The sequence below is a fragment of the Caballeronia catudaia genome (assembly GCF_001544755.2).
Lineage (GTDB): Bacteria > Pseudomonadota > Gammaproteobacteria > Burkholderiales > Burkholderiaceae > Caballeronia > Caballeronia catudaia.
The window spans coordinates 91246-113401 of record NZ_FCOF02000007.1 but is presented as its reverse complement, the minus strand read 5'-3'; the positions used below and the strand labels follow the sequence as shown (position 1 = coordinate 113401).

The window sequence follows — 22156 nt, the reverse complement described above, 5'->3', positions numbered from 1 at the left end:
GCTGTCAGGCATGGCGCGTGCGTCTCTCCACGTGACGTTCAATCGACACAAGGGAGACGACCTATGAATCACAAACTCGCATCGATCATTCTGGCTTCGGCGATGCTCGTCGCAACAGGCGCGGCGCAGGCGGAGGGCTGTCTGAAGGGCGCGGCTGTCGGCGGCGTGGCGGGGCATGTCGCGGGCAAGCACGGCACGGCGGGGGCGGTCGGCGGCTGCGCGATCGGCCATCACGAGGCGGCAAAGAAGGACAAGAAGGCGCAGGAAGCGCAACAGGCCAACGCCGCGAGCGCGCCGAACACCAAGTAGCGGCACGCGGACCGGAGCGCCGAGCCGCTAAAATGGCCGGATTGCCGGCGCGCGCGATGCTTTCCGCTCGCGCGCGCCGCATTCAAATCCGCCATCCAAGCGATCTCATGACAGCGCCCACGGACCCGACCCAACACTTCGCCTCCGACAACTACGCAGGTATCTGCCCCGAAGCGCTCCAGGCGCTGATCCAGGCCAACACGAGCGGCCACGAACCCGCCTACGGCGACGATTCGTGGACAGCCCAGGTCTGCGACCGCATCCGCGATCTCTTCCAGACCGACTGCGAAGTCTTCTTCGTGTTCAACGGCACGGCGGCGAATTCGCTCGCGCTCGCTTCGCTGTGCCAGTCGTATCACTCGGTCATTTGCCACGAGCTCGCCCATATCGAAACCGATGAATGCGGCGGGCCCGAGTTCTTCTCCGGCGGCTCGAAACTGCTCACGGCGAAGGGCGAGAACGGCAAGCTCACGCCCGATGCGATCGAGGAACTCGTCACGAAGCGCGCGGACATCCACTATCCGAAGCCGAAGGTCGTCGCGCTCACGCAGGCGACGGAAATCGGCACCGTCTATACCGTCGAGGAGATTCGCGCGATCGCGGCCATCGCCAAGCGCCGGCATCTGAAAGTGCATATGGACGGCGCGCGTTTCGCGAATGCGGTCGCGACGCTCGGCGTGCATCCGTCGGAGATCACGTGGCGCGCGGGCGTCGATGTGCTGTGCTTCGGCGGCACCAAGAACGGCTTGCCGGTCGGCGAGGCGGTCGTGTTCTTCGACAAGGCGCTCGCCGCCGATTTCGCATATCGGCTCAAGCAGGCGGGCCAGCTCGCGTCGAAGATGCGCTTCATCTCCGCGCCGTGGCTAGGTTTGCTCGATGACGACGTCTGGCTGCGCAACGCCCGCCATGCCAATGCGATGGCGCAACTGATGGCCGAGCGCCTCGTCGATATTCCCGGCGTCAGTCTGCTCTTCAAGCCCGAATCGAACGCGGTGTTCGCGGAATTGCCGGCGCAGGTCGCATCGAAGCTGCGCGCGAAGGGCTGGCGTTTCTATCAGTTCATCGGCTCGGGCGGCTGCCGTCTGATGTGTGCGTGGGACACGAAACGCGAGACGGTCGAGCGCTTCGCCGATGACGTGCGGGCGTTGTCCGCGTCGATCTAACCCGAATTGACACGCGCGCCACGCCGCTCCAACATGCCCGCACATCCGTTACCGGCGCTCTGACCGATGACCAAGCCGACGCCCACCACGCGCGCGGACTACGCGCATTTTCTGTCGATCAGCACGCGCTGGTCGGACAACGACGTCTACGGGCACATCAACAACGTCGTCTATTACAGCTACTTCGATACCGTCGTGAACGAGTATCTGCTGCGCGCGGGCGTGCTCGATTTCAGCGAGGGCGAGACCATCGGCCTCGTCGTCGAGACGCGCTGCAATTTCTTCGCGCCCGTCGTGTTTCCTGAAACGGTCGAGGCGGGCTTGCGTGTCGAGACGCTCGGCAACACGAGCGTGCGTTACGAAGTGGGCATCTTCACGCAAGCCTCCGACGAAGCGGCCGCGCAAGGGCATTTCGTGCACGTCTACGTGGATCGCGTGACGCGCAGGCCCGTGCCGCTTCCCGCGCCGCTCGTCGCCGCGCTGAAGCCGCTCGTCAACTGAGGGCCGGGTCTTGGTGCAGTGGTTCAGCGTGAGTCTGCTCAACGGCGTGAGCGTGGGATTGCTGCTCTTCATGCTGTCCGCCGGCCTTACGCTGATTTTCTCGATGCTCGGCGTGCTCAACTTCGCGCACGCGAGCTTCTACATGCTCGGCGCATACGTCGGGCAGACGCTCGCCGCGTATGGCGGATTCTGGTTCGCGCTGATCGTCGCGCCGATCCTCGTCGGCGTGGCGGGCGCGTTGTTCGAGCGGCTCTTGCTGCGACGCGTCCATGCGCGCGGCGCGCTCGCGGAAATGCTGCTGACGTTCGGCGCGTCCATCGTGATCGGCGAGTGCGTGAAGCTCGTGTGGGGACTCGGTCCTTTGCCCGCGACAATTCCGCGCCTGCTAGACGGACCGCTCTTCACGCTCTTCGGCGCGTCGTTCGCGCGCTATCGCGTGTTCATGATGGCGATGGCCATTCTGATGCTCGGCGCGCTCTGGCTCGTGTTGCGCACCTCGAAGACGGGCCTCGTCGTGCGCGCGGCGCTCACGCATCCGGCGACGGTCGAAACGCTCGGCCACGATGTGCCGCGCATATTCACGATGGTCTTCGCCGTGGGCACCGCGCTCGCCGCGCTCGGCGGCGTGATCGGCGCGCCGCTCGCCGTCATCGAGCCCGCGATGGCCGATGCGATGGGCCCGATCGTGTTCGTCGTCGTCGTGATCGGCGGACTGGGTTCGCTGGGCGGCGCGCTCGCGGCGTCGCTGCTGGTCGGCTGCGTGCAGACTTTCGCGGTGGGCGCGAGCGCATCGGCGGGGAGCATCGCAGCGTCGTTCGGCGTGACGTTGCCGGATGCGTGGGCCGCGTTGACCGTCGCGCAACTCGCACCGGTGCTGCCGTATCTGCTGCTCGTCGCGATGCTGGCGGCGCGCCCGCGCGGACTCTTCGGCGAGCGCACGCGCGATGCTTAAGTTCGTCCTGCTCGTCGTCGCGCTGGCGCTGCCTCCCTTCATCTTCGAACAATCGTGGCTGCTCGCGTATCTGGCGCAGACCGCGACGTTGATCGTCTTCGCGCTCTCGTACAACCTGCTGCTGGGCGAGACGGGCCTGCTTTCGTTTGGGCACGCGGTGTATTCGGGCCTTGGCGCATTCGCCGCCGCTCAAGTGTTCAACCGCTTCGGCGTGCCGTTGCCGCTCTTGCCGGTCATCGGCGGATTGGCGGCGACGCTCGTCGCCATCGTTTTCGGCGCGATATCGACGCAACGCGCGGGCACGCCGTTCGCGATGATCACGCTCGGCATCGGCGAGCTCGTCGCGGCGTGCGTGTGGCTCGCGCCGGGCTGGTTCGGCGGCGAGGGCGGCGTGACGATCGATCGCGCGAGCGGGCCGTCGCTGTTCGCGTGGACGTTCGGGCCGATGCGCGAGGCGTATGCGCTGATCGCGTGCTGGTGCCTTATATCGGCGCTCGCGATGTTCGCGTTCTCCCGCACGCCGATGTGCCGTCTCGCCAACGCCGTGCGCGACAACCCCGCGCGCGCCGCGGCGATCGGTTTCGCGCCGGCGCGCGTGCGTTCCTCGATGCTCGTCGTGTCGGCGTTCTTCGCGGGCATCGCGGGCGTGCTGGCGTTGATCAACGTCGAACTGGTGTCGGCGGAAAGCGTCGGACTCGCGCGGTCGACGAGTGCGCTCGTCGCGACCGTGATCGGCGGCGCGGGCACGTTCTTCGGGCCGGTCGTCGGCGCGGTGCTGCTCACGTTCTTCAGCGTCGCCGTGGCGAGCGTCAGCGCCGCGTGGCCGATGTATCTCGGGCTCTTCTTCGTGTGGGTGGTCGTCGCGGCGCCGGAGGGTGTTGCCGGATTTTTGAGGCGCGACGCGCGTTTCATGTGCTTCGGCTCGTTGAGCGCGATGGCCTGGGGCGTCGCGTCGGTAATTGTCGTCGAGGCGCTTTACGCGCATCGGCAGGATTCGATGTGGCTCATCGCGTTGCCATGCGCCGTGCTCGGCGTCTGGCTCGCCCGACGCACGAGGTCCGCGCGATGAACGGCGCGCTCGATGTGCATGGCATCGTCAAACGCTTCGGCGCGACGCGCGTGCTGCGCGGCGTCGATCTGCACGTCGCGACGGGCGAGCGGCATGCGCTGATCGGGCCGAACGGCGCGGGCAAATCCACGCTCTTCGATCTGATCTCGGGGCGCGCGCGGCCGGACGAAGGGCGCATCGTCGCGGGCGGAATCGATATTACTGATAAATCGCCGCAGCGCGTCTCGCGCTCGCTTGCGCGCAGCTTCCAGACGACGAGCGTGTTCGGCGCGATGTCCGTGCTCGACAACCTGCGTTGCGCGGCGCTCGGCGCGGCGTCCGCGCGTTTCATCGAAAAATGGCTGCCATCGGGAAATATCGATGAACGCGCGCGCGCGATGCTCGATGCGATCGGACTTGCCGCACGCGCCGATGAACGCGCGGCGCGTCTCACCTATGCGGAGCAGCGCGCGCTCGATCTGGGCATCGCGCTCGCGACCGACGCGCCCATCATCTTGCTCGATGAACCCACCGCCGGCATGAATCGCGCGGAAGCGACGCGTGCGCTCGCTCTGATCCGGACGACGACGCAAGGGCGCACCTTGCTCGTGATCGAGCACGACATGGACGTTGCGTTTGGACTTGCGGATCGCATCTCGGTGCTCGTGCAAGGGCGCGTCATCGCCACCGATACGCCCGCCGCGATACGCGCGAATCGTGACGTGCGGGACGCTTATCTCGGCGGGCTTGCGCTATGAACGGGCCATTGCGTATCGAGGATTTGCGTGCGTGGTATGGCGCGGCGCAAGTGCTGCACGGCGTGAATCTGATCATCGATGAAGGCGAGGCGGTCGCGCTCGTCGGACGCAACGGCTCGGGACGCTCGACGCTCGCGAAGGCCATCATGGGCCTGGTGCGCTGCGAAGGCGAGATGCGTTATCGCGATGTGCGGCTCGTCGGCCTGCGGCCGTATCGGATTGCGAGGCTGGGCATTGGCTATGTGCCTGAAACGCGCGATGTGTTCCCCGCGCTGACGGTGCGTGAAAACCTCTTGCTTGGCGAGAGGAAAGGCACGCGCTTCACGCAGGATGAAGCGTATCGATTGTTTCCGGTGCTTGCGGAGCGTGCATCGGTGAGGGCGGGCGCGTTATCGGGCGGCGAACAGCAGATGCTTGCGCTCGCGCGCACGCTGGCCGGTGATCCGTCGCTCGTGGTCATCGACGAACCCGGCGAAGGGCTCGCGCCGCAAGTGCTCGCGCAGGTGGCCGCGTGCCTGAAGACGCTGCGCGAACGCGGTGTCGCGATGCTGCTCATCGAAGAACGGATGACGATCGCGCGCATGCTCGATGCGCGCGTCGCCGTGATGGGGCATGGGGCGATCCGGTTCGATGGTCCATACGCTTCGCTTGCGCGAGAAGAGCAAGTCACGCGCGAATGGCTTTCTGTAGGCTAGCCCGACGCCTTGCTATCGCGCTCCACGATCCATTCGTGCTTTGGATCGTTCTTGAAGTGCCATGTGCGCTTCTCACCCGCCATCACGTTCAGATAGTAATTGTCGTAGCCATAAGGCACGACGACCGGATGATATCCACGCGGCACCATCACGACATCGTGATCTTCGACGGCCATGGTTTCATCGAGATCGCGCTCGTCGGTATAGACGCGCTGAAACGCGAAGCCTTGCGGCGGATTCAATCGATGGTAGTACGTTTCCTCCAGCGCACTCTCGACGGGCACGTTGTCGCGATCGTGCTTGTGCGGCGGATAGCTCGATGCGTGTCCGCCCGGCGTGCGCACTTCCACCACGAGCAGCGACTCGGCGTTTTCCGTTTGCGGAAGAATGTCGCAGACGTAGCGCGTATTCGCGTTCCTGCCGCGCGTCGAGCGCTTCATCTGCGCAGGCTCGATGAGACGCGGCGGATAGTCGCCCTTGGCGGGCGCGCTCGCCACGGCGATTTCCGCATCGCGTTCCGCGCGTACGATCGCGGCGAGCTTCGGCGGCACGTAGACCGCGTAGGGCGCGGCGTCTTCGAACACGCTGTCGCGCGTGCCGATCGATTGCCAGTGCTCATCGCCGGCTTCCACGCTGACCGTGCCCGTCAACACGACGATGCAGCTTTCGCGATCCGTGTCGTACACATGCACGACATCGTCCGCACTCATGCGATACGCCGCGAAGCCGACATGCTTCCAGCCTGCGGAATCGGGTGTGACGCGCGCGATGGTCTGCTCTTCGCGCGATGCTTTCACTAACAGGCTCATGCTGTCTCCTTGTAGGTCTCGTCGACGAGCGCGCGCAACGTGCGATAGCCCTTGTCGGCATAGGCGTAGCTCGGCGCGATCACCGGATCCTGTTCCGCTTCCACGACGAGCCAGCCCTCGTAGCCGTGCTTCGCGAGACACGCGATGATGCCCGCATAGTCGAGGGCGCCATCGCCTGGCACGGTGAAAGCGCCATTGATGACTGCATCGAGAAAACTCCAGTTGCGATTGCGCGCGAGCTTCACGATCTCCGGGCGCACGTCCTTGCAGTGCACGTGACACACGCGGGCGATGTGCTTCTCTAGCACGGTCGATGCGTCGCCGCCCGCGAACGTGATGTGGCCCGCGTCGAACAGCAGGCCCACTGCATCGTTCGTGAGAGACATCAGCCGATCGACGTCGGCGGGCGTTTCGACATACGCGCCCATGTGATGATGATAGGCCACGCGCACGCCGCGCGAGAGCGTAAATTCGGCGAAGCGGTTCAGGCGTTCGGCGTAGGTCGTCCATTGCGCTTCGGAGACAAAGCGGGGGCGTTGGTAGAGGGGCTTCGGCGCACCTTGGATCGAGTTGGCCACTTCGCCGTAGACCATTACTTTTGCGCCGTTCTTTTCCAGAAGCTCCAGATGCGGGGCGACCGCTTCGATTTCCTGTTCTGCGCTGCGTTCGGCGAGTCTTCCCGAATACCAGCCCGATACGAGGGCGAGATCGTAGTCCTTGAGAAGCGTCTTCAGCGCTTCGGGTTCGCGGGGGAACTTGTTGCCGAGCTCGAAGCCTTCATAGCCAATTTGCTTCCCTTCGGTTAGCGCGGTAGACAGGTCTGTCTCCCCGCCCAAGGAGGGGAGGTCGTCGTTCATCCACGACAGGGGGTTGATGCCTATGCGGACTTTCAATGACATTTTTTGCGGTCCTTTTTTGCTTCGGGTTTTTCTGCGTTTCTTTTCGTGAAATCCTGTATTCGTGTCGGTCTATTAGCTTTGCCCCTGTGCGGGGCGGCAGTCACTTTCTTTGCAGCTGCAAAGAAAGTAACCAAAGAAACAGCTATCCCCAGCCTAAGCACCTCACGCCGGCCGCGGCACAGGCGATTGGCTGAATGGCCCCCGGAGTAGCGAGTGCCCTCGAAGGTCTAACCGGGCGCGGATCGCGCACGGTCTGACTCGTCGCACTACATAACTTACTGGTGCAGCACCAGATAGCTCCGGCCCGCTTCGCGGCCGACCGGTCAATCGGGTCTGCACGCGCTTCTTCATTATTTACTATCCTCTCTCTCTCACTGCATTGGCGGTTCGTTGGTTTCCATTGCATACCCAGCGGCAGCGCGTAGCGCTGTGCCGGAGCTATTTCGTGCTGAACCGGCACGCTTAACGTTATCGGGTGGCAGACCGTGCGCGGTCCACGTCCGATGAGACCTATGAGAACACTCGCTACTCTGGGGGCCATTCCGCCAATCGCCTGTGCCGCGGCCGGCGTGAAGTGCTTAGGCTGGGAAAAGCTGCTTTCTTTGGTGACTTTCTTTGCAGCAGCAAAGAAAGTTACCCCCGCCCCGGGGAGGGGCAATGCTAATAGACCCACACGAAAGCAGGATTCCATAGAAGCCTAATAACCCCGAGCCTTAACGGCGTGCTCATACGCATCACGAGCTACCACCACAGCGGCCCGCTCAGAAACCTCAGGAACGGCAACTTCCCACCACCATCCACCTTCCTCGGTAGGCCGAGCCGGATCGGTATCGAGAGAAATCAGATAACTTCGATCCGCCGCCCGAGCACGCTTCATCGCAGCCTGCAACTCATCGACATTGGAAACATGCTCAGCAAGCGCCCCGAGCGCCCGCGCATGCAAAGCAAAGTCAATCTCCGGCGCCCCAAGCGCGCCCCGCTTGCAATCATCGATGAGATTGTTGAACGGCGCCCCACCGCAAGCCTGCTGCAACCGATTGATGCAGCCAAACCCGCGGTTATCGAGCAACACGACGATCAATTTCGCGCCCAACATCACCGACGTCGCCAGCTCGCTATTCATCATCAGATAGCTGCCGTCGCCGACGATCACGATCACCTCGCGCTCCGGCCGCGCCAGCTTCACGCCGAGTCCGCCCGCGATTTCATAACCCATGCACGAATAGCCGTATTCGACGTGATATCCGCCCGGCTTGCCCGCGCGCCACAGCTTCTGCAAATCAGCAGGCAAAGTGCCAGCCGCACACACGACGATATCTTCGATAGCCGATGAAGCAGAAGATCGCTGCACCGCACCGATCACGTCGGCTTCGCGCGGCAAGACACCATCGGCCACAGGCGTATTCGTCACGCGCTCGACGGTCTCTCGCCATTCGTTCGCAAGCCGATGCGCGCGCGTCGTCCATTGCGGCGATGCGTGCCAGTCACCGAGCGCCTCCGATAACGCTTCGAGCGCCACGCGCACATCCGCCTGCACCGCGATGGCATTCTGCTTCAGCGCGTCGAACGGATTGGCGTTGATCGCGACGAGCCGCGCCTGCGTGAAGAGCGTATTCGAACCCGTCGTGAAGTCCTGCAAACGCGTGCCGAGGGCGAGCACGCAATCGCTCGCATGCGCGAGTTCGTTCGCCGCCGATGAACCCGTTACGCCGATGCCGCCGAGATTCAACGCGTCGTCCCATGCAAGCGCGCCTTTGCCCGCCTGCGTTTCCGCAACGGGAACACCGTGCTTGTGCGTGAACTTGCGCAACGCATCGGCCGCAAGGCTATACAGCACACCGCCACCGGACACGATCAAAGGCTCGCGCGCTTCACGCAGCACCGCGGCAGCGCGTTCGATCTCGCGCGGAATCGGCGCGGGCGCATGAATCTCGACGACGCGCGGTTCGAAAAACGAAGCAGGGAAGTCGTGCGCCATCGCCTGCACGTCCTGCGGCAGCGCGAGCGTGACAGGGCCGCACAACGCGGCATCGGTCAGCACGCGAATCGCGCGCGGCAATGCACTCAGCAATTGCGCGGGATGCACGATGCGATCGAAGTAACGCGATACGGCCTTCAACGCATCGTTCGCGGATACACCGCCATCGTGGCCATCCTCGACTTGCTGCAACACCGGATCGGGCGCGCGCGACACGAAGATATCGCCGGGCAGCAACAGCACCGGCAAGCGGTTCACATGCGCGAGCGCCGCGGCCGTGACGAGATTGGTCGCGCCCGGACCGATGGACGTGGTCACCGCCATCATGCGGCGCCGCATGTGCGCCTTCGCATACGCGATCGCACTATGCGCCATCGCCTGCTCGTTGTGCGCGCGATACGTCGGCAATTCATCGCGATGCCGATACAGCGCCTCGCCGATGCCCGCGACATTGCCGTGCCCGAAGATCGCGAACACGCCGCCGAAAAGCGCTTCGCCGTGTTCGGTGCGTTGCGCCGCGAGATAGCGCACGAGCGCCTGCGCAGCGGTCAGGCGAAGTGTCGAATGCACGGCGGTTTCCGTTTGCGTTGCGCGCTGATTCATGCGGCTTGCTCCTGTTTGACATGCGCTTCATCCGATGACGAACGCGCCTCGCGCCATGCACCGATCAATGCCTCGAACGTGCGGCGCACGCGTGCGATGAGCTCGTCATCGTCGATCTCGTTCGCGAGCCACGCATGGCTCGGCTCATGAAAGATCGTGCGCCCGACAGTGAAGCCCTTGCACATCTTCGAAGACGCCGCAGCCATGAAGCCATCGCGCAACTGCTCGACGCCTGCGGAGAGGCCCAACAGCACCACGCCGCGGCAATACGGATCGCGCGCTTCGATGAGCGCATCGACGGCTTGCCATTGCTGCGCGCTCATCGGTTCGAGCTTCCACCATTCCGGATAGATGCCGAGGTTGTAGAGACGCTTCAACGCGCGATACACCGTGTCGTCTTCAACAGGCGGACCGTTCTTCGGCACGATCACTTCGAGCAGCAATTCATGGCCGCTTTCCTGCACGGCATCGTAAAGCGCGCGCAACTGCGCTTCCTGTTCCAGCCGCACGTCATGCGGATGATCGGGGTGATACTGCACGAGACATTTCACGATCTGCTCGCGTGGCCATTGCACGAGCGTCGTGCCGATGGAGCGGCCATGATCGAACACGAGCGGCAACGAGCCCGGCAATTCGACCGGACGTCCTATCCACCAGCCGCGTCCCGTCGCCGCATTCAACGCATCCTGGCCGTATCGGTCATCGATCAGTGCGCCGATACGTCCTTCGAGCGCGAGCGCTTTCTCAGTCTGAGCGACGGCTTCGACGAACAGGTTCTTGAGCGTGGCGATGCGCGTCTCGCTCGCGCCCGTCCGCTGCGCGAGCTCGAAGAACTGGTTGCGATGATCGAACGCGAAGCCGAGCACCTCGTTCCATTGCCTGCGCTTCGGGCTCACGCGATGCAGCCGCGCGAGCGTCGTGTCCTTGTCGGGACGGCGCATGCGAATCGGGTCTTGTTTGGCGGCCTCCAGAAAGTAATCGAGCTCGGCGGGCGTCGGCATCGCAGGCGCGCAGCCGTGACGCGAAACGACGAGCGCTCCGCATGCGTTGGCCGCGCGCGCGCAGGCTTCGAGCGGCTCGTCGCGCAGCCAGCCGGATAGAAAGCCCGATGCGAACGCGTCGCCTGCGCCGAGCACGTTGAGCACTTCCACTTCGACGCCGCCGTGTATTGGCGCGTCGTCGATCGAGGCGGGCACAACGCCCTCGATGATCGAGCAGCCGAGCGGCCCGCGCTTCACGATCAGCGTCGCGCTCGTGACCTTGCGGACCATCGCGAGCGCATCGACGAGCGGATCCTTGCCCCCCGCGATGCGAAACTCTTCTTCCGTGCCGATCACGAGATCCATCAGCGGAAGAATGCGCTGCAAATGCGCGCTCACGCCTTCATTCGCGACGAAGCGCGTCTCGCCATCGGCCTTGCCGGTGAGACCCCACAACACCGGACGATAGTCGATGTCGAGAATCGTGCGCACGTCGTTGCGCCGCGCATAGTCCAGCGCGCGCCGGCTCGTGCGGTTCACCTGCTCCGTCGAAAAATGCGTCCCGGTGATGAGCAACGCCTTCGATGACGCGATATACGCTTCGTCGAAGTCGCTTTCGTCGACGGCCATGTCCGCGCAGTTCTCGCGATAGAACACGAGCGGAAACGTGTCGCGATCTTCGAGGCCGAGCAAAACGAGCCCGGTGAGCCGCTCACGATCGATGCGCAGATGGCTGGTATCGCAGCCTTCGCGTTCGAGCGTCTCGGTGAGAAAGCGTCCCATGTGATCGTTGCCGACGCGCGCGAGCATCGACGCATTCAGTCCGAGCCGCGCGCATCCGAACGCGATGTTCGCCGACGAGCCGCCGAGATACTTCGCGAACGTCGATACATCTTCGAGCCGCGCGCCGACCTGCTGCGCATACAGATCGACGGCGATGCGTCCCAGGCAGATGATGTCGCGTTCACGATCCGGGGCAAAACGAGAAGTTATTGGCATGCTTTAAAGTCCTCAGATCGTCGCGCCTTCGAGTTCGCTCATCATCTGCTGCATTTCGGCACCGCCCGCCATCATGTCGAGCACTTCGTTCTTGCTGATGGTGTCCTTCGTGAACGTGCCCATCGAGCGGCCGCGATTGAGCAGCGTGAACGAATCGCCAATGGGATACGCGTGATGCACGTTGTGCGTGATGAAGATCACCGAGATGCCTTTCTCGCGCGCCTTGTGGATCAACTTCAGCACGTTGAAGCTCTGCTTCACGCCGAGCGCGGCGGTTGGTTCATCGAGAATCAGCACGCGCGCGCCGAAGTGAATCGCGCGTGCAATCGCGAGACATTGCTTCTCGCCGCCGGACATCGTGCCGATCGGCTGATGCGGATCGCGCACGTTGATGCCCATTTCCGCGAGCTTCGCACGCGACGTTTCAGCGGCGAGATCGAGGTCCATCACGCTGATGCCGAAGCGCATCTTCTGCGGCTCGCGGCCCATGAAGAAGTTGCGCGCGACGGACAGCAACGGCACGAGCGCGAGATCCTGGTACACGGTTGCGATGCCCAGGTCGAGCGCTTCCTTCGGCGAATCGAAATGCACGGGCGCGCCATCGACGAGATAGTCGCCGGAAGAGGGCGGATGCACGCCCGCCAGCGTCTTGATGAGCGTGGACTTGCCCGCGCCGTTATCGCCGAGCAGGCAGTGCACTTCGCCGCGTTTGAGGCGCAACGTGACGCCATTCAGGGCGATCACTTTGCCGAAAAACTTGCTGACGTTTTCGAGGGCGAGGATGTTGTCGTCTTGCATGATCGTTTCTCCTCTTATTGCGCCTGTGAAACGCGGCGGCGCACGTAATGATTGAAGAGCACGGCGATCAGCAGCATCACGCCGAGGAACACGCGGAACCAGTCGGAGCTCACGTTCGTATAGGTGATGCCGATCTGCACGACACCGAAGATCAATGCTCCGAAGCATGCGCCGATCACCGATCCATAACCGCCCGTCAGCAACGTGCCGCCGATCACGGCCGCGATGATCGCTTCGAATTCCTTCTGCAAGCCGCGGTCGGCCGCAGCCGAGCCGATGTCGCACACTTGCAGCACCGCGAAGAGGCACGAGCAGAACGCGGTGAGCACGAAGAGCGAAATCTTCACGCGCTTCACGGGCACGCCGACATTCTTCGCGGCATTCGCATCGCCGCCGACGGCGAGAATCCAGTTGCCGTAACGCGTCTTCGCGAGCACGAATGCGCAGATAGCGGCGAGCACGAGCCACCAGATGATGACCTTCGGAATGCCCGGCACGAGCGGCTGGCCGTTGTCGAGCAACTGGCCGACGCCCATATGCGCGAGCCACGTAAAGAGGCCATGCAGCGCGACGCCATGAAAGAGCGTGTCGGCGACCGGATCGGCCTGCGCGAGCGCGCCGACGCCGGAAATGATCGTGCGGTCGGCGAACATGATCGACAGCGCGAGCGTGAGGCCGCGAAGAATGAAGAGGAACGCGAGTGTGACGATGAACGACGGCAGGCGCGTTCGCATCACGAGATAGCCGTTCAGTGCGCCGAGCAGCATCGACATGACGAACGCGAAGAGAATCGATACGGATATCGGCCAGTGAAAATACACCGATGGCAGCGCGACCATCATGCCCGCGAAGCCGATCATCGAGCCGATGGACAAGTCGAACTCGCCCGCGATCATCAGGAGACACGCGCCGACCGCGAGCAGGCCGAGATAGGAGGCCACTTGCGACCAGTTCATCACGCCGTCGAGATTGAACATGCCCGACGAACCGGCGGCAAAGCCGAACACGAGGAACACGAGCACGGTCCCGGAAATCGCCGCGAATTCCGGGCGATTCAGCAAATGGCCGAACCACGATTGCCGCCGCACGCGCTCATCCGATGGCCTGGCCGCATCGGGTGCGTCGGCATCGTCCTGCTGTGGGTTCACGTGCGGAGGGTAATGCTTGCCGGCTACGCCCATGATGGCTCCTTGTGATTCCGTTCCGATGCAGCACCGATGCGCGCGCCCCCGCCGCGTCCGCGGACGGACGCAGCAAGCGCATCGAACATCGCGATAAAAGCGGGCGGCGCTAAGGATGCCGCCCAAAGAAGGTCAGGCGGCGGTCAACGATATTGACCCGCGTACTTCACGACCTTGTCGAGATTTTCCTTGGTGATGAAGCCCGGGCCCGAGCGGATGTTCTTCGGCCCGTACGACGGCTGCAATCCATAGGTTTCTAGGCGCGCCTTGAATTTCGGATTCGCTTCGAGAATCTGACGGATCTTCGCCGGATCGGTGGTGTGCTCCTTCTTCACGATCGCGAGCACGGCCACCGGGATATAGCCTTGCAGATACGGCTGCTGATCGATGGCGAACTTGATCGTGCCGTCCTTGATCGCCTTCGCGATGTCGTCGGAGAAGTCGAAGGTCACGAAATAGACCTTGTTTTGCAGGCCCATTTGCGCAACTGCCTTGAGCGTCGCCGACGCGGGCGTCGGTCCGAGCGTGAGAATTGCTTGGGTGTCCGGGTGATTGCGCAGATACGCCGAGACCTTCGACTGAATCTCGGTCGGGTCCTGTCCCGAGTCGAGCGTCGACGCCTTGTAGTCGATGCCGAGCGCATCGGCGAAGCCCTTGCATCGATCGAACGAAACGGTGTTCGTCGCGATGTGGTTCACGCATAGAAACGACTTCACGCCGGCCGCTTTCGCCTTTTCGCCGGCGGCCTTGCCCGCGACATATTCCGGCTGCCCGACGTGCATGATCGCGCCGAGCTGCGCGCTCTGTTCCTCGGTGCCGGAGTTGATGGTCACGAGCGGAATCTTCTTCGCGGTGACCTTGCCGATCGCGCTCTTCAGCACGTCGAAGTCGGCGATGGTGGTGATGACGCCGTCGTAATTGCGCGCGGCCGCCTGCTCGATCAACCGCGACATGTCCGCTATATCGCCGTTCGGCGGATTGCGGTAGTCGGTTTGCACGTTGAAGTCTTCGTCGGCCTGCTTGATCGCGTTCTTGATGGTGTTCCACCACGAATCCGAGTCCGGCGCGTGGCTGATCAGCACGAACTTCGCGTCGGGCGCCGCCTGTGCGGGGCTCGCCGCCATCATCGCCGTGCCGCATAACGCAGCAGCAGCCACCAGCGCGCGCAGCGCGGCCCGACCGTTGCAAAGGGTCATTGTCTCCACCTATCTCGGTTGTTGTTTGGTGTGATGTTTTCGCGAGCCGAAGCTCTGCACTTCGCGCTCAGGACCAAGAGTAGGTCAGTTTTCCACGCTCTGCAATGGAAATTTCACGTGTGCGGCGAATGGAAAATACATTCCAATTTGCTTGCCGCCTTCCTATAATCGGTTGCACGAGGAACACCGAAAGGGCCTGTGATGGACGACACCACCGACGTGCAGAGCGTCGACGAACTGATGCAGCGGATCACCGATGCCTACGATTCGTTGCCGCGCCAGTTGAAGAGCGTGGCGACCTACATCGAGCAGCATCGCCAGAGCGTCATGATGGACCGCACGAGCGATATCGCGAGCGCGTGCGGCGTGCATGCGTCCGCTGTCGTGCGCTTTGCGCAGCGCTTCGGGTTCTCCGGCTTCTCCGATTTGCAGGCCGTGTTCCGCCAGGCCTACGCGGGCGGCAGCGGCTCGCAGCAGAGTTATCAGCAGCGCATTCGCAGGCTCATCGACGAAAAGGCGGGCGAGGCGTCGGGCGTGTCGGTCGCGCGCGAGTTCATCGCGGCGAGCCGCACGGGACTCGACGAGCTCGAAGCCGGTCTCGACGATGCGCAGTTCGAAGCCGCCATCGAGATGCTTTCGCAGGCGGAAAACATCTACGTGATCGGCGTGCGCCGTTCGTTCGCGGTGGCGAGTTACATCGTGTATGCCTTGCAGCACACGAAGAAGCGCGTGCATCTGATTTCGGGCTTCGGCGGCATGTTCCGCGAGCAGGTCCGCAGCGTGAAGAAGGGCGACGTGGTGATCGCGATCAGCTTCGCGCCCTACGGCAAGGAAACGCAATACTGCGTGCGCGCGGCGCAGCATCACGGCGCGGCGACGCTCGTCATCACCGATAGCCAGCTTTCGCCGCTCGCGCGCCATGCGAGCGCGAGCCTGCTCGTGAAGGAAGGCAGCGCGTTCGCGTTCCGTTCGCTCACGAGCACCATTTGCCTGTGCCAGGCGTTGTTCATCGCGCTCGCGTACCGGCTCGAATTGAATGTCGAGGAATCCAGGGAGACAGGTGGCTATGACGATTGATGTGGCGGTGTTCGGAGCGGGGCGCATCGGCAAGATTCACGCGGCCAATCTCGCGCGGCAGCCGGGCGTGCGTTTGAAGTACGTCGTCGATGTGAATCGCGACGCGGCTTTCGTGCTGGCTGCTCTATACGGCGCACAAGTAACCGATGTCGATGGCGCGATGGGCGATGCGTCCATTGGCGCGACGGTCGTGTGTTCGAGCACGGATACGCATGCTGAGCTGATTCAGGCATCCGCGGCGCAGGGCAAGCACGTGTTTTGCGAGAAGCCCGTGGATCTCGCGATCGGGCGCGCCCGCGCATGCGCCGATGCGGTCGCGAAGGCGGGCGTCGTCTGCATGATCGGCTTTCAGCGGCGCTTCGATCCGACGTTCGCCGCGTTGAAGGCGCGCATCGAGGCGGGCGAGATCGGCGATCCGGAAATGCTGATCGTGACGAGCCGCGATCCCGGCGCGCCGCCCGTCGACTACATCAGGCATTCGGGCGGCATCTTCAAGGACATGCTGATCCACGACTTCGACATCTTCCGCTGGATTCTCGACGACGAGGCCGAGACGCTGCACGCGACCGGCAGTTGCCTGACCGACCCGGCGATTGCCGAAGCGGGCGATATCGACTCTACCGCCGTGACGATCCGCACGAAGCGCGGGCGTCTGTGCCAGATCAACACGGCGCGGCGCGCGGCGTATGGCTACGATCAGCGCTTCGAGCTGCTCGGCAGTCGCGGCATGCTGCAGGCGGGCAACGTGCGGCCGACGGAGGTCACCTCGTACACGAAGACGGCGGTGTCGAGCGACGTGCCCGAGGCGTTCTTTCTCGAGCGCTATCGCGCGGCGTATGCGGCGGAGATCGCCCATTTCTTCGATGCGGTGAGCAACGGCAAGCCCGTGCGCACCACGGTCGCCGATGGCCTGAAGGCGCTCGAACTCGCCGAAGCCGCGACGCTGTCGTGGCGCGAAAAGCGCATCGTGAACCTCGCGGAGCATGTCGCATGAATCCGGTGCGCGTGGGCATCGTCGGATTGGGCCGGCTCGGGCGTCGGCATGCGGAGAATCTTGCCTGGCATGTGCCGGGCGCGAAGCTCGCCGCGGCGTGCAGCCCGGTTCGGGAAGAGCGCGAGTGGGCGGCGTCGGGCGTGCCCGAGCTCGCGCTTTACGCGGACTACGATGAACTGCTCGCCGACGCATCGATCGATGCGGTGTGGCTCGTCACGCCGACGTCCCTTCACGCGCGCCAGATCATCGCCGCGTTGCGCGCGGGCAAGCACGTTTTCTGCGAGAAACCGCTGTCGCTCGATCTCGCCGAATGCGATGCCGTGATCGAAGCGCACGCGCGTCATCCGCATCTGCAGGTGATGATCGGCTTCGTGCGGCGTTTCGATGCGAGCTATCGCGATGCGTTCGATGGCATCGCGAAGGGCGTCATCGGCAGGCCGTTCATGGTGCGCTCGCAGACCTGCGACAAGAACGATCCCGACGGTTTCTTCGTGCGGTTCGCGCCGACATCGGGCGGGCTTTTTCTCGATTGCAGCGTGCACGACATCGATCTCGCGCGCTGGCTGCTCGGCAATCCCAGGCCGAAGCGCGTGGTTGCGAGCGGGACGATCGCGATTCACGAAGGCCTGCGCGAGTGCGGCGATATCGATAACGGCGTGGGCACCATCGAGTTCGACGACGGGCGGCTGGCCGTGCTCTACGCTTCACGCACGATGGCGCACGGTCACGACACGCAGACGGAAGTGATCGGCACGGCGGGGGCGTTGTCGGTGGGGCGCAATCCGCGGGCGAATCGCGTCGAGATCGCCGATGCGCAGGGCATGCGCAACACGTGCACGCCGACGTTCTTCGAGCGTTTCGAAGATGCGTTCTTGCGCGAGGCACAGGCGTTCGTGGTTTCGCTGACGCATGGCACGCCGACCGGACTGACGCTCGACGATGCGCGGGAAGCGACGCGCATCGGCATCGCGATGCGGGAGGCCTATGAGAGAGGGCGGGCGGTGGAGTTGTGAGTGGTGCGTTAAAATCGAACCTCACCGAGCGCTCATCCCACAGGCAAAGGAAAGGTTCAATCGCGATGGAAGTTCACAAGGAAGTCGATGCGCGCGGGCTCGCTTGCCCGTTGCCGATTCTGCGGGCCAAGAAGGCGCTCGCCGACATGACGAGCGGCCAGATTCTGAAAGTGCTCGCGACCGACCCGGGATCGCAGCGCGATTTCGCGGCGTTCGCCAGGCAGACCGGCAATGAGATCGTCGAAGCGACGGCGCAGGACAAGACGTTCATCTTCCTGATGCGGCGGCGCTGATGTCCGCAAGCAGGCGCCCAAAAGCAAAATGCCCGTCACGCAGGTGACGGGCATTTTTTTGGGCTGTAACGCTGATATCAGCCTTCGAGAATCGGCGCGCGATTACGCAGATATTCCTCGAATTCCTGCTTCACTTCCGGATGGCGCAGCGCGAACTCCACCGTCGCCTTCAGATAGCCCAGCTTGCTGCCGCAGTCGAAGCGCGTGCCGTGATATTTGTACGCGAGCACTTGCTCGTCCGACAGCAGCGACTGGATCGCGTCCGTCAGTTGCAGTTCGCCGCCCGCGCCCGGCTTGAGCGCCCGGATGTGGTCGAAGACGCGCGGCTTCAGCACATAGCGACCGACGACGCCCAGGTTCGACGGCGCCACCGCCGGCTCCGGCTTCTCGACGATGCCCGACAGCTTGAAGATATTGTCTTCCCATTCCTTGCCGTCGATCACGCCGTACGACTTCGAATCCTGCGGCGGGATTTCTTCGACGCCGATGACCGAGCTGTGATAGTGGTCGAAGACTTCGATCATCTGCGACATCACGGGCGGCCTGCCGTACAGCAGATCGTCCGCGAGGATCACGGCGAACGGGTTGTCGCCGACGAGCTTCTCCGCGCACAGCACGGCGTGGCCCAGACCGAGCGCTTCGGCCTGACGCACGTAAAAGCAGTCGACGTGGCTCGGCTTGATGCTGCGCACGAGTTCGAGCAGCTTGTCCTTGCCGCGCGCTTCGAGCTCCGCTTCGATTTCATAGGACTTGTCGAAATGGTCTTCAATGGCGCGCTTGCTGCGGCCCGTGACGAAGATCATCTCGGTAATGCCGGCCGCCATCGCTTCTTCGACCGCGTACTGAATCAGCGGCTTGTCCACGACTGGCAGCATTTCCTTCGGGCTGGCCTTGGTCGCGGGAAGAAACCGCGTACCCAGACCCGCGACGGGGAAAACCGCTTTGGTAACTTTTAGCATGTGACCCTGATCCTCTTAAAACATTTAGAACGTCGAGATAACCGCTGGATCGACTCGTGCTTCGAATTCCCGATTCAGACAGGCAAACGCAACAATTGCGCCTGGAGCTTCTCGATAGTGGTTCCGTATTCTGCCAGCCTTTTGCGCTCCTGTTCAACGACAGCGGCCGGCGCTTTTGAAACAAAGCTTTCATTGCCGAGCTTCGCGTTACATTTTTCGACCTCGGCGTTCAGACGCTCGACTTCCTTCGTCAGACGCTCGCGTTCCGCAGCGACATCGATCTCGACTTTCAGAACCAGCTTGCTGCTGCCGACGATCGCCACCGGCGCACCGTGAGCTTCCCTGTCGAGCGCGGCTTCGTCGTCGATGATCGTCACTTCGGAAAGACGCGCGAGCGCCGCGACATACGGCGCGAACGCGGAAAGGCGCGCCGCGTCGCCGTGCGCGAGCAACGGCACCTTCACCGCGGGCGACAGATTCATTTCGCCGCGCAGATTACGACATGCATCGATGACAGTCTTCAGTTCGGCGGCCCACTGTTCTGCGGACTCGTCGATTTTTTTCTGCTCCACGCGCGGATACGGCTGCGTCATGATCGACGCTTCGCCCTCCTGCGCGCCCTGCGGATACGCATCGGTCAATGGCGCGACCTTCTGCCACAACGCTTCCGTGATGAACGGAATGATCGGATGCGCGAGGCGCAGCACCGTTTCGAGCACGCGCAAAAGCGTGCGCCGCGTCGCGGTCTGCTGTTCCGGCGTGCCGGTCTGGATCTGCACCTTCGCGAGTTCGAGATACCAGTCGCAGTACTCGTCCCACACGAACTTGTAGATCGCGCTCGCGACGTTGTCGAAGCGATAATCCGCGAAGCCTTTCTCGACTTCGCTTGCCGTGCGCTGCAGAAGCGACACGATCCAGCGGTCGGCCTGCGAGAAGTCCGTGTAGCCGCCGGGGCCGCAATCGCCAGGCTTGCACGCGCCGGGATTCGCGAAGCCGCAATCGTGGCCTTCGCAATTCATCAGCACGAAACGCGTGGCGTTCCAGAGCTTGTTGCAGAAATTGCGATAACCCTCGCAGCGCGCGAGATCGAAGTTGACGTTGCGGCCGAGCGTGGCCATCGACGCCATCGTGAAGCGCAGCGCGTCCGTGCCGAACGACGGAATGCCCTCGGGAAATTCCTTGCGCGTCTTTTTTTCGATCTGCGCGGCGGCCTTCGGATTCATGAGGCCGGCCGTGCGCTTCGCGACGAGCGATTCGAGGTCGATGCCATCGACGATATCGATCGGATCGAGCGTGTTGCCCTTGCTCTTCGACATCTTCTGGCCTTCGGCATCGCGCACGAGGCCGTGCACATAAACGGTGTCGAAGGGCACCTTGCCGGTGAAATGCGTGGTCATCATCACCATTCTGGCGACCCAGAAGAAGATGATGTCGAAGCCCGTCACGAGCACCGACGACGGCAGGAACGCCTTCAGCTCCTTCGTTTCGTTCGGCCAGCCGAGCGACGAGAAGGGCACGAGCGCGGACGAGAACCACGTGTCGAGCACGTCTTCATCGCGCTTCAATGCGCCTTTGTAGCCTTGCGCGTCGGCTTCGGCGCGGGCTTCGTCTTCCGTCTTCGCGACGAAGATCTCGCCGTTCTCGCCGTACCATGCCGGAATCTGATGACCCCACCAGAGCTGACGCGAGATGCACCAGTCCTGGATGTTTTCGAGCCATTGATAGTAGGTCGTGGTCCAGTTCTCCGGCACGAACCTGATCTGGCCGCTGCGCACGACATCGAGCGATGTTTCCGTGATCGACTTGCCGGGATTGAACGTGCCTTCCGGCGCGGGCTTGGTCATCGCGACGAACCACTGGTCCGTGAGCATCGGCTCGATGACGACCTGCGTGCGGTCGCCGCGCGGCACCATCAGCTTGTGCGGCTTCACGGATTCGAGCAGGCCGAGCGCTTCGAGATCCTTCACGACGGCCTTGCGCGCATCGAAACGATCCATGCCGCGATACTTCTCCGGCGCGTTGTCGTTGATCTTCGCGTCGAGCGTGAGAATTTCGATCTGCGGCAGCTTGTGACGCTGGCCGACGGCGTAGTCGTTGAAGTCGTGCGCGGGCGTGACTTTCACGACGCCCGTGCCGAATTCGCGATCGACGTATTCGTCGGCGATGACCGGGATTTCGCGATCGCACAGCGGCAACGTCACTGTCTTGCCGATGAGATGCTGATAGCGCTCGTCTTCCGGATGCACCATCACGGCGACGTCGCCGAGCATGGTTTCCGGGCGGGTGGTCGCCACCGTCAGATGGCCCGAGCCGTCCGGAAGCGGATACTGGATATGCCACAGGCTGCCGTTCTCTTCCTCGCTCACCACTTCGAGGTCCGACACCGCCGTGCCGAGCACCGGGTCCCAGTTGACGAGCCGCTTGCCGCGATAGATGAGCCCTTGCTTATAGAGCGTGACGAAGACATCGCGCACGGCGGCCGACATCTTGTCGTCCATCGTGAAATATTCGCGCGACCAGTCGATCGACGCACCCAGGCGCCGCATCTGATTCGTGATGGTCGAGCCGGACTGCTGCTTCCAGGCCCACACGCGCTTGACGAATTCCTCGCGGCCGAGGTCGTGGCGCGAGATGCCTTGCGCATCGAGCTGACGCTCCACGACGATCTGCGTCGCGATGCCGGCGTGGTCCGTGCCGGGCACCCACAGCGTGTTCTCGCCGAGCATGCGGTGATAGCGCGTCAGGCCGTCCATGATGGTCTGATTGAACGCGTGCCCCATGTGCAGCGTGCCGGTGACGTTCGGCGGCGGCAACTGGATGGAGAAGTTCTTCGCGCCGTCCCGGAACGTGGGCGCGGACAGCCCGCGTTTTTCCCATTCCGGGCCCCATTGGGACTCGATGTTTTGAGGCTCGAAGCTCTTGGCAAGCGTGTTGTCGCTCATTGTGGAATC

The 22156-nt window shown here is 63.3% G+C and carries 20 protein-coding genes; 11 read left to right on the top strand and 9 right to left on the bottom strand.

Annotation, left to right across the window (positions count from 1 at the left end; genetic code table 11):
* Window positions 1-63: 63 nt before the first annotated feature.
* The 7 genes from AWB75_RS10025 to AWB75_RS09995 all read left to right on the top strand — a co-directional run bounded on the left by AWB75_RS10025 (window position 64) and on the right by AWB75_RS09995 (window position 5426).
* Entirely contained in the window at window positions 64-309 is a 246-nt protein-coding gene (locus AWB75_RS10025; RefSeq protein WP_061123937.1) for a hypothetical protein, read from the top strand.
* Between the two features lie 107 nt (window positions 310-416).
* Window positions 417-1472, top strand: coding sequence for a threonine aldolase family protein (locus tag AWB75_RS10020; protein ID WP_061124059.1), 1056 nt, complete (start codon window positions 417-419; stop codon window positions 1470-1472).
* A gap of 66 nt (window positions 1473-1538) precedes the next feature.
* On the top strand, window positions 1539-1973 hold the full coding sequence (locus AWB75_RS10015) for an acyl-CoA thioesterase (RefSeq protein WP_061123936.1): 435 nt from the start codon (window positions 1539-1541) through the stop codon (window positions 1971-1973).
* Window positions 1974-1986: 13 nt separating this feature from the next.
* A complete protein-coding gene (locus tag AWB75_RS10010; RefSeq protein ID WP_061124057.1) occupies window positions 1987-2925 on the top strand; it encodes a branched-chain amino acid ABC transporter permease in 939 nt (312 codons plus the stop codon).
* Window positions 2918-3994 carry a branched-chain amino acid ABC transporter permease gene (locus AWB75_RS10005; protein ID WP_061123935.1) on the top strand — a complete coding sequence of 359 codons (1077 nt, stop codon included), beginning with the start codon at window positions 2918-2920 and terminating at the stop codon, window positions 3992-3994. The genes AWB75_RS10010 and AWB75_RS10005 overlap by 8 nt, the downstream gene beginning before the upstream one ends.
* A complete protein-coding gene (locus AWB75_RS10000; protein WP_061124058.1) occupies window positions 3991-4731 on the top strand; it encodes an ABC transporter ATP-binding protein in 741 nt (246 codons plus the stop codon). Before AWB75_RS10005 ends, AWB75_RS10000 begins: the two co-directional genes overlap by 4 nt.
* Entirely contained in the window at window positions 4728-5426 is a 699-nt protein-coding gene (locus AWB75_RS09995; protein ID WP_061123934.1) for an ABC transporter ATP-binding protein, read from the top strand. Before AWB75_RS10000 ends, AWB75_RS09995 begins: the two co-directional genes overlap by 4 nt.
* On the opposite strand, the gene iolB is transcribed toward AWB75_RS09995, so the two are convergent.
* The 7 genes from iolB to AWB75_RS09950 form a co-directional block, all read right to left on the bottom strand.
* Complete coding sequence (gene iolB, locus AWB75_RS09990) at window positions 5423-6235, bottom strand: 5-deoxy-glucuronate isomerase (protein WP_061123933.1); 813 nt, start codon at window positions 6233-6235, stop codon at window positions 5423-5425. The genes AWB75_RS09995 and iolB overlap by 4 nt on opposite strands.
* Entirely contained in the window at window positions 6232-7134 is a 903-nt protein-coding gene (iolE, locus tag AWB75_RS09985) for a myo-inosose-2 dehydratase (RefSeq protein ID WP_061123932.1), read from the bottom strand. Before iolE ends, iolB begins: the two co-directional genes overlap by 4 nt.
* 697 nt (window positions 7135-7831) lie before the next feature.
* A complete protein-coding gene (gene iolD / locus AWB75_RS09970) occupies window positions 7832-9715 on the bottom strand; it encodes a 3D-(3,5/4)-trihydroxycyclohexane-1,2-dione acylhydrolase (decyclizing) (RefSeq protein WP_061123931.1) in 1884 nt (627 codons plus the stop codon).
* The gene (locus AWB75_RS09965; RefSeq protein ID WP_061123930.1) at window positions 9712-11694 is read right to left on the bottom strand and encodes a bifunctional 5-dehydro-2-deoxygluconokinase/5-dehydro-2-deoxyphosphogluconate aldolase; all 1983 of its coding nucleotides are present in this window, start codon (window positions 11692-11694) and stop codon (window positions 9712-9714) included. Before AWB75_RS09965 ends, iolD begins: the two co-directional genes overlap by 4 nt.
* 12 nt (window positions 11695-11706) lie before the next feature.
* Window positions 11707-12492 carry an ATP-binding cassette domain-containing protein gene (locus tag AWB75_RS09960; RefSeq protein WP_061123929.1) on the bottom strand — a complete coding sequence of 262 codons (786 nt, stop codon included), beginning with the start codon at window positions 12490-12492 and terminating at the stop codon, window positions 11707-11709.
* Between the two features lie 14 nt (window positions 12493-12506).
* Window positions 12507-13673 carry an ABC transporter permease gene (locus tag AWB75_RS09955; RefSeq protein ID WP_061123928.1) on the bottom strand — a complete coding sequence of 389 codons (1167 nt, stop codon included), beginning with the start codon at window positions 13671-13673 and terminating at the stop codon, window positions 12507-12509.
* A 143-nt stretch (window positions 13674-13816) separates the two neighbouring features.
* Window positions 13817-14869 carry a sugar ABC transporter substrate-binding protein gene (locus AWB75_RS09950; RefSeq protein WP_061123927.1) on the bottom strand — a complete coding sequence of 351 codons (1053 nt, stop codon included), beginning with the start codon at window positions 14867-14869 and terminating at the stop codon, window positions 13817-13819.
* Between the two features lie 201 nt (window positions 14870-15070).
* Here AWB75_RS09950 and AWB75_RS09945 point away from each other — a divergent pair, with 201 nt between their 5' ends.
* The 4 genes from AWB75_RS09945 to AWB75_RS09930 all read left to right on the top strand — a co-directional run bounded on the left by AWB75_RS09945 (window position 15071) and on the right by AWB75_RS09930 (window position 18246).
* A complete protein-coding gene (locus AWB75_RS09945; RefSeq protein ID WP_061123926.1) occupies window positions 15071-15946 on the top strand; it encodes a MurR/RpiR family transcriptional regulator in 876 nt (291 codons plus the stop codon).
* Window positions 15936-16940 (top strand): inositol 2-dehydrogenase, encoded by a 1005-nt coding sequence (iolG, locus tag AWB75_RS09940; protein ID WP_087086560.1) that lies wholly within the window; start codon window positions 15936-15938, stop codon window positions 16938-16940. Before AWB75_RS09945 ends, iolG begins: the two co-directional genes overlap by 11 nt.
* Entirely contained in the window at window positions 16937-17953 is a 1017-nt protein-coding gene (locus tag AWB75_RS09935) for a Gfo/Idh/MocA family oxidoreductase (protein ID WP_061123924.1), read from the top strand. Before iolG ends, AWB75_RS09935 begins: the two co-directional genes overlap by 4 nt.
* Window positions 17954-18018: 65 nt before the next feature.
* Entirely contained in the window at window positions 18019-18246 is a 228-nt protein-coding gene (locus AWB75_RS09930) for a sulfurtransferase TusA family protein (RefSeq protein ID WP_061123923.1), read from the top strand.
* A 77-nt stretch (window positions 18247-18323) separates the two neighbouring features.
* Here the strand turns inward: AWB75_RS09930 and galU are convergent, their stop codons facing one another.
* Window positions 18324-19205 (bottom strand): UTP--glucose-1-phosphate uridylyltransferase GalU, encoded by an 882-nt coding sequence (gene galU, locus AWB75_RS09925; RefSeq protein WP_061123922.1) that lies wholly within the window; start codon window positions 19203-19205, stop codon window positions 18324-18326.
* Between the two features lie 74 nt (window positions 19206-19279).
* On the bottom strand, window positions 19280-22147 hold the full coding sequence (locus AWB75_RS09920; RefSeq protein ID WP_061123921.1) for a valine--tRNA ligase: 2868 nt from the start codon (window positions 22145-22147) through the stop codon (window positions 19280-19282).
* Between the last annotated feature and the right edge of the window lie 9 nt (window positions 22148-22156).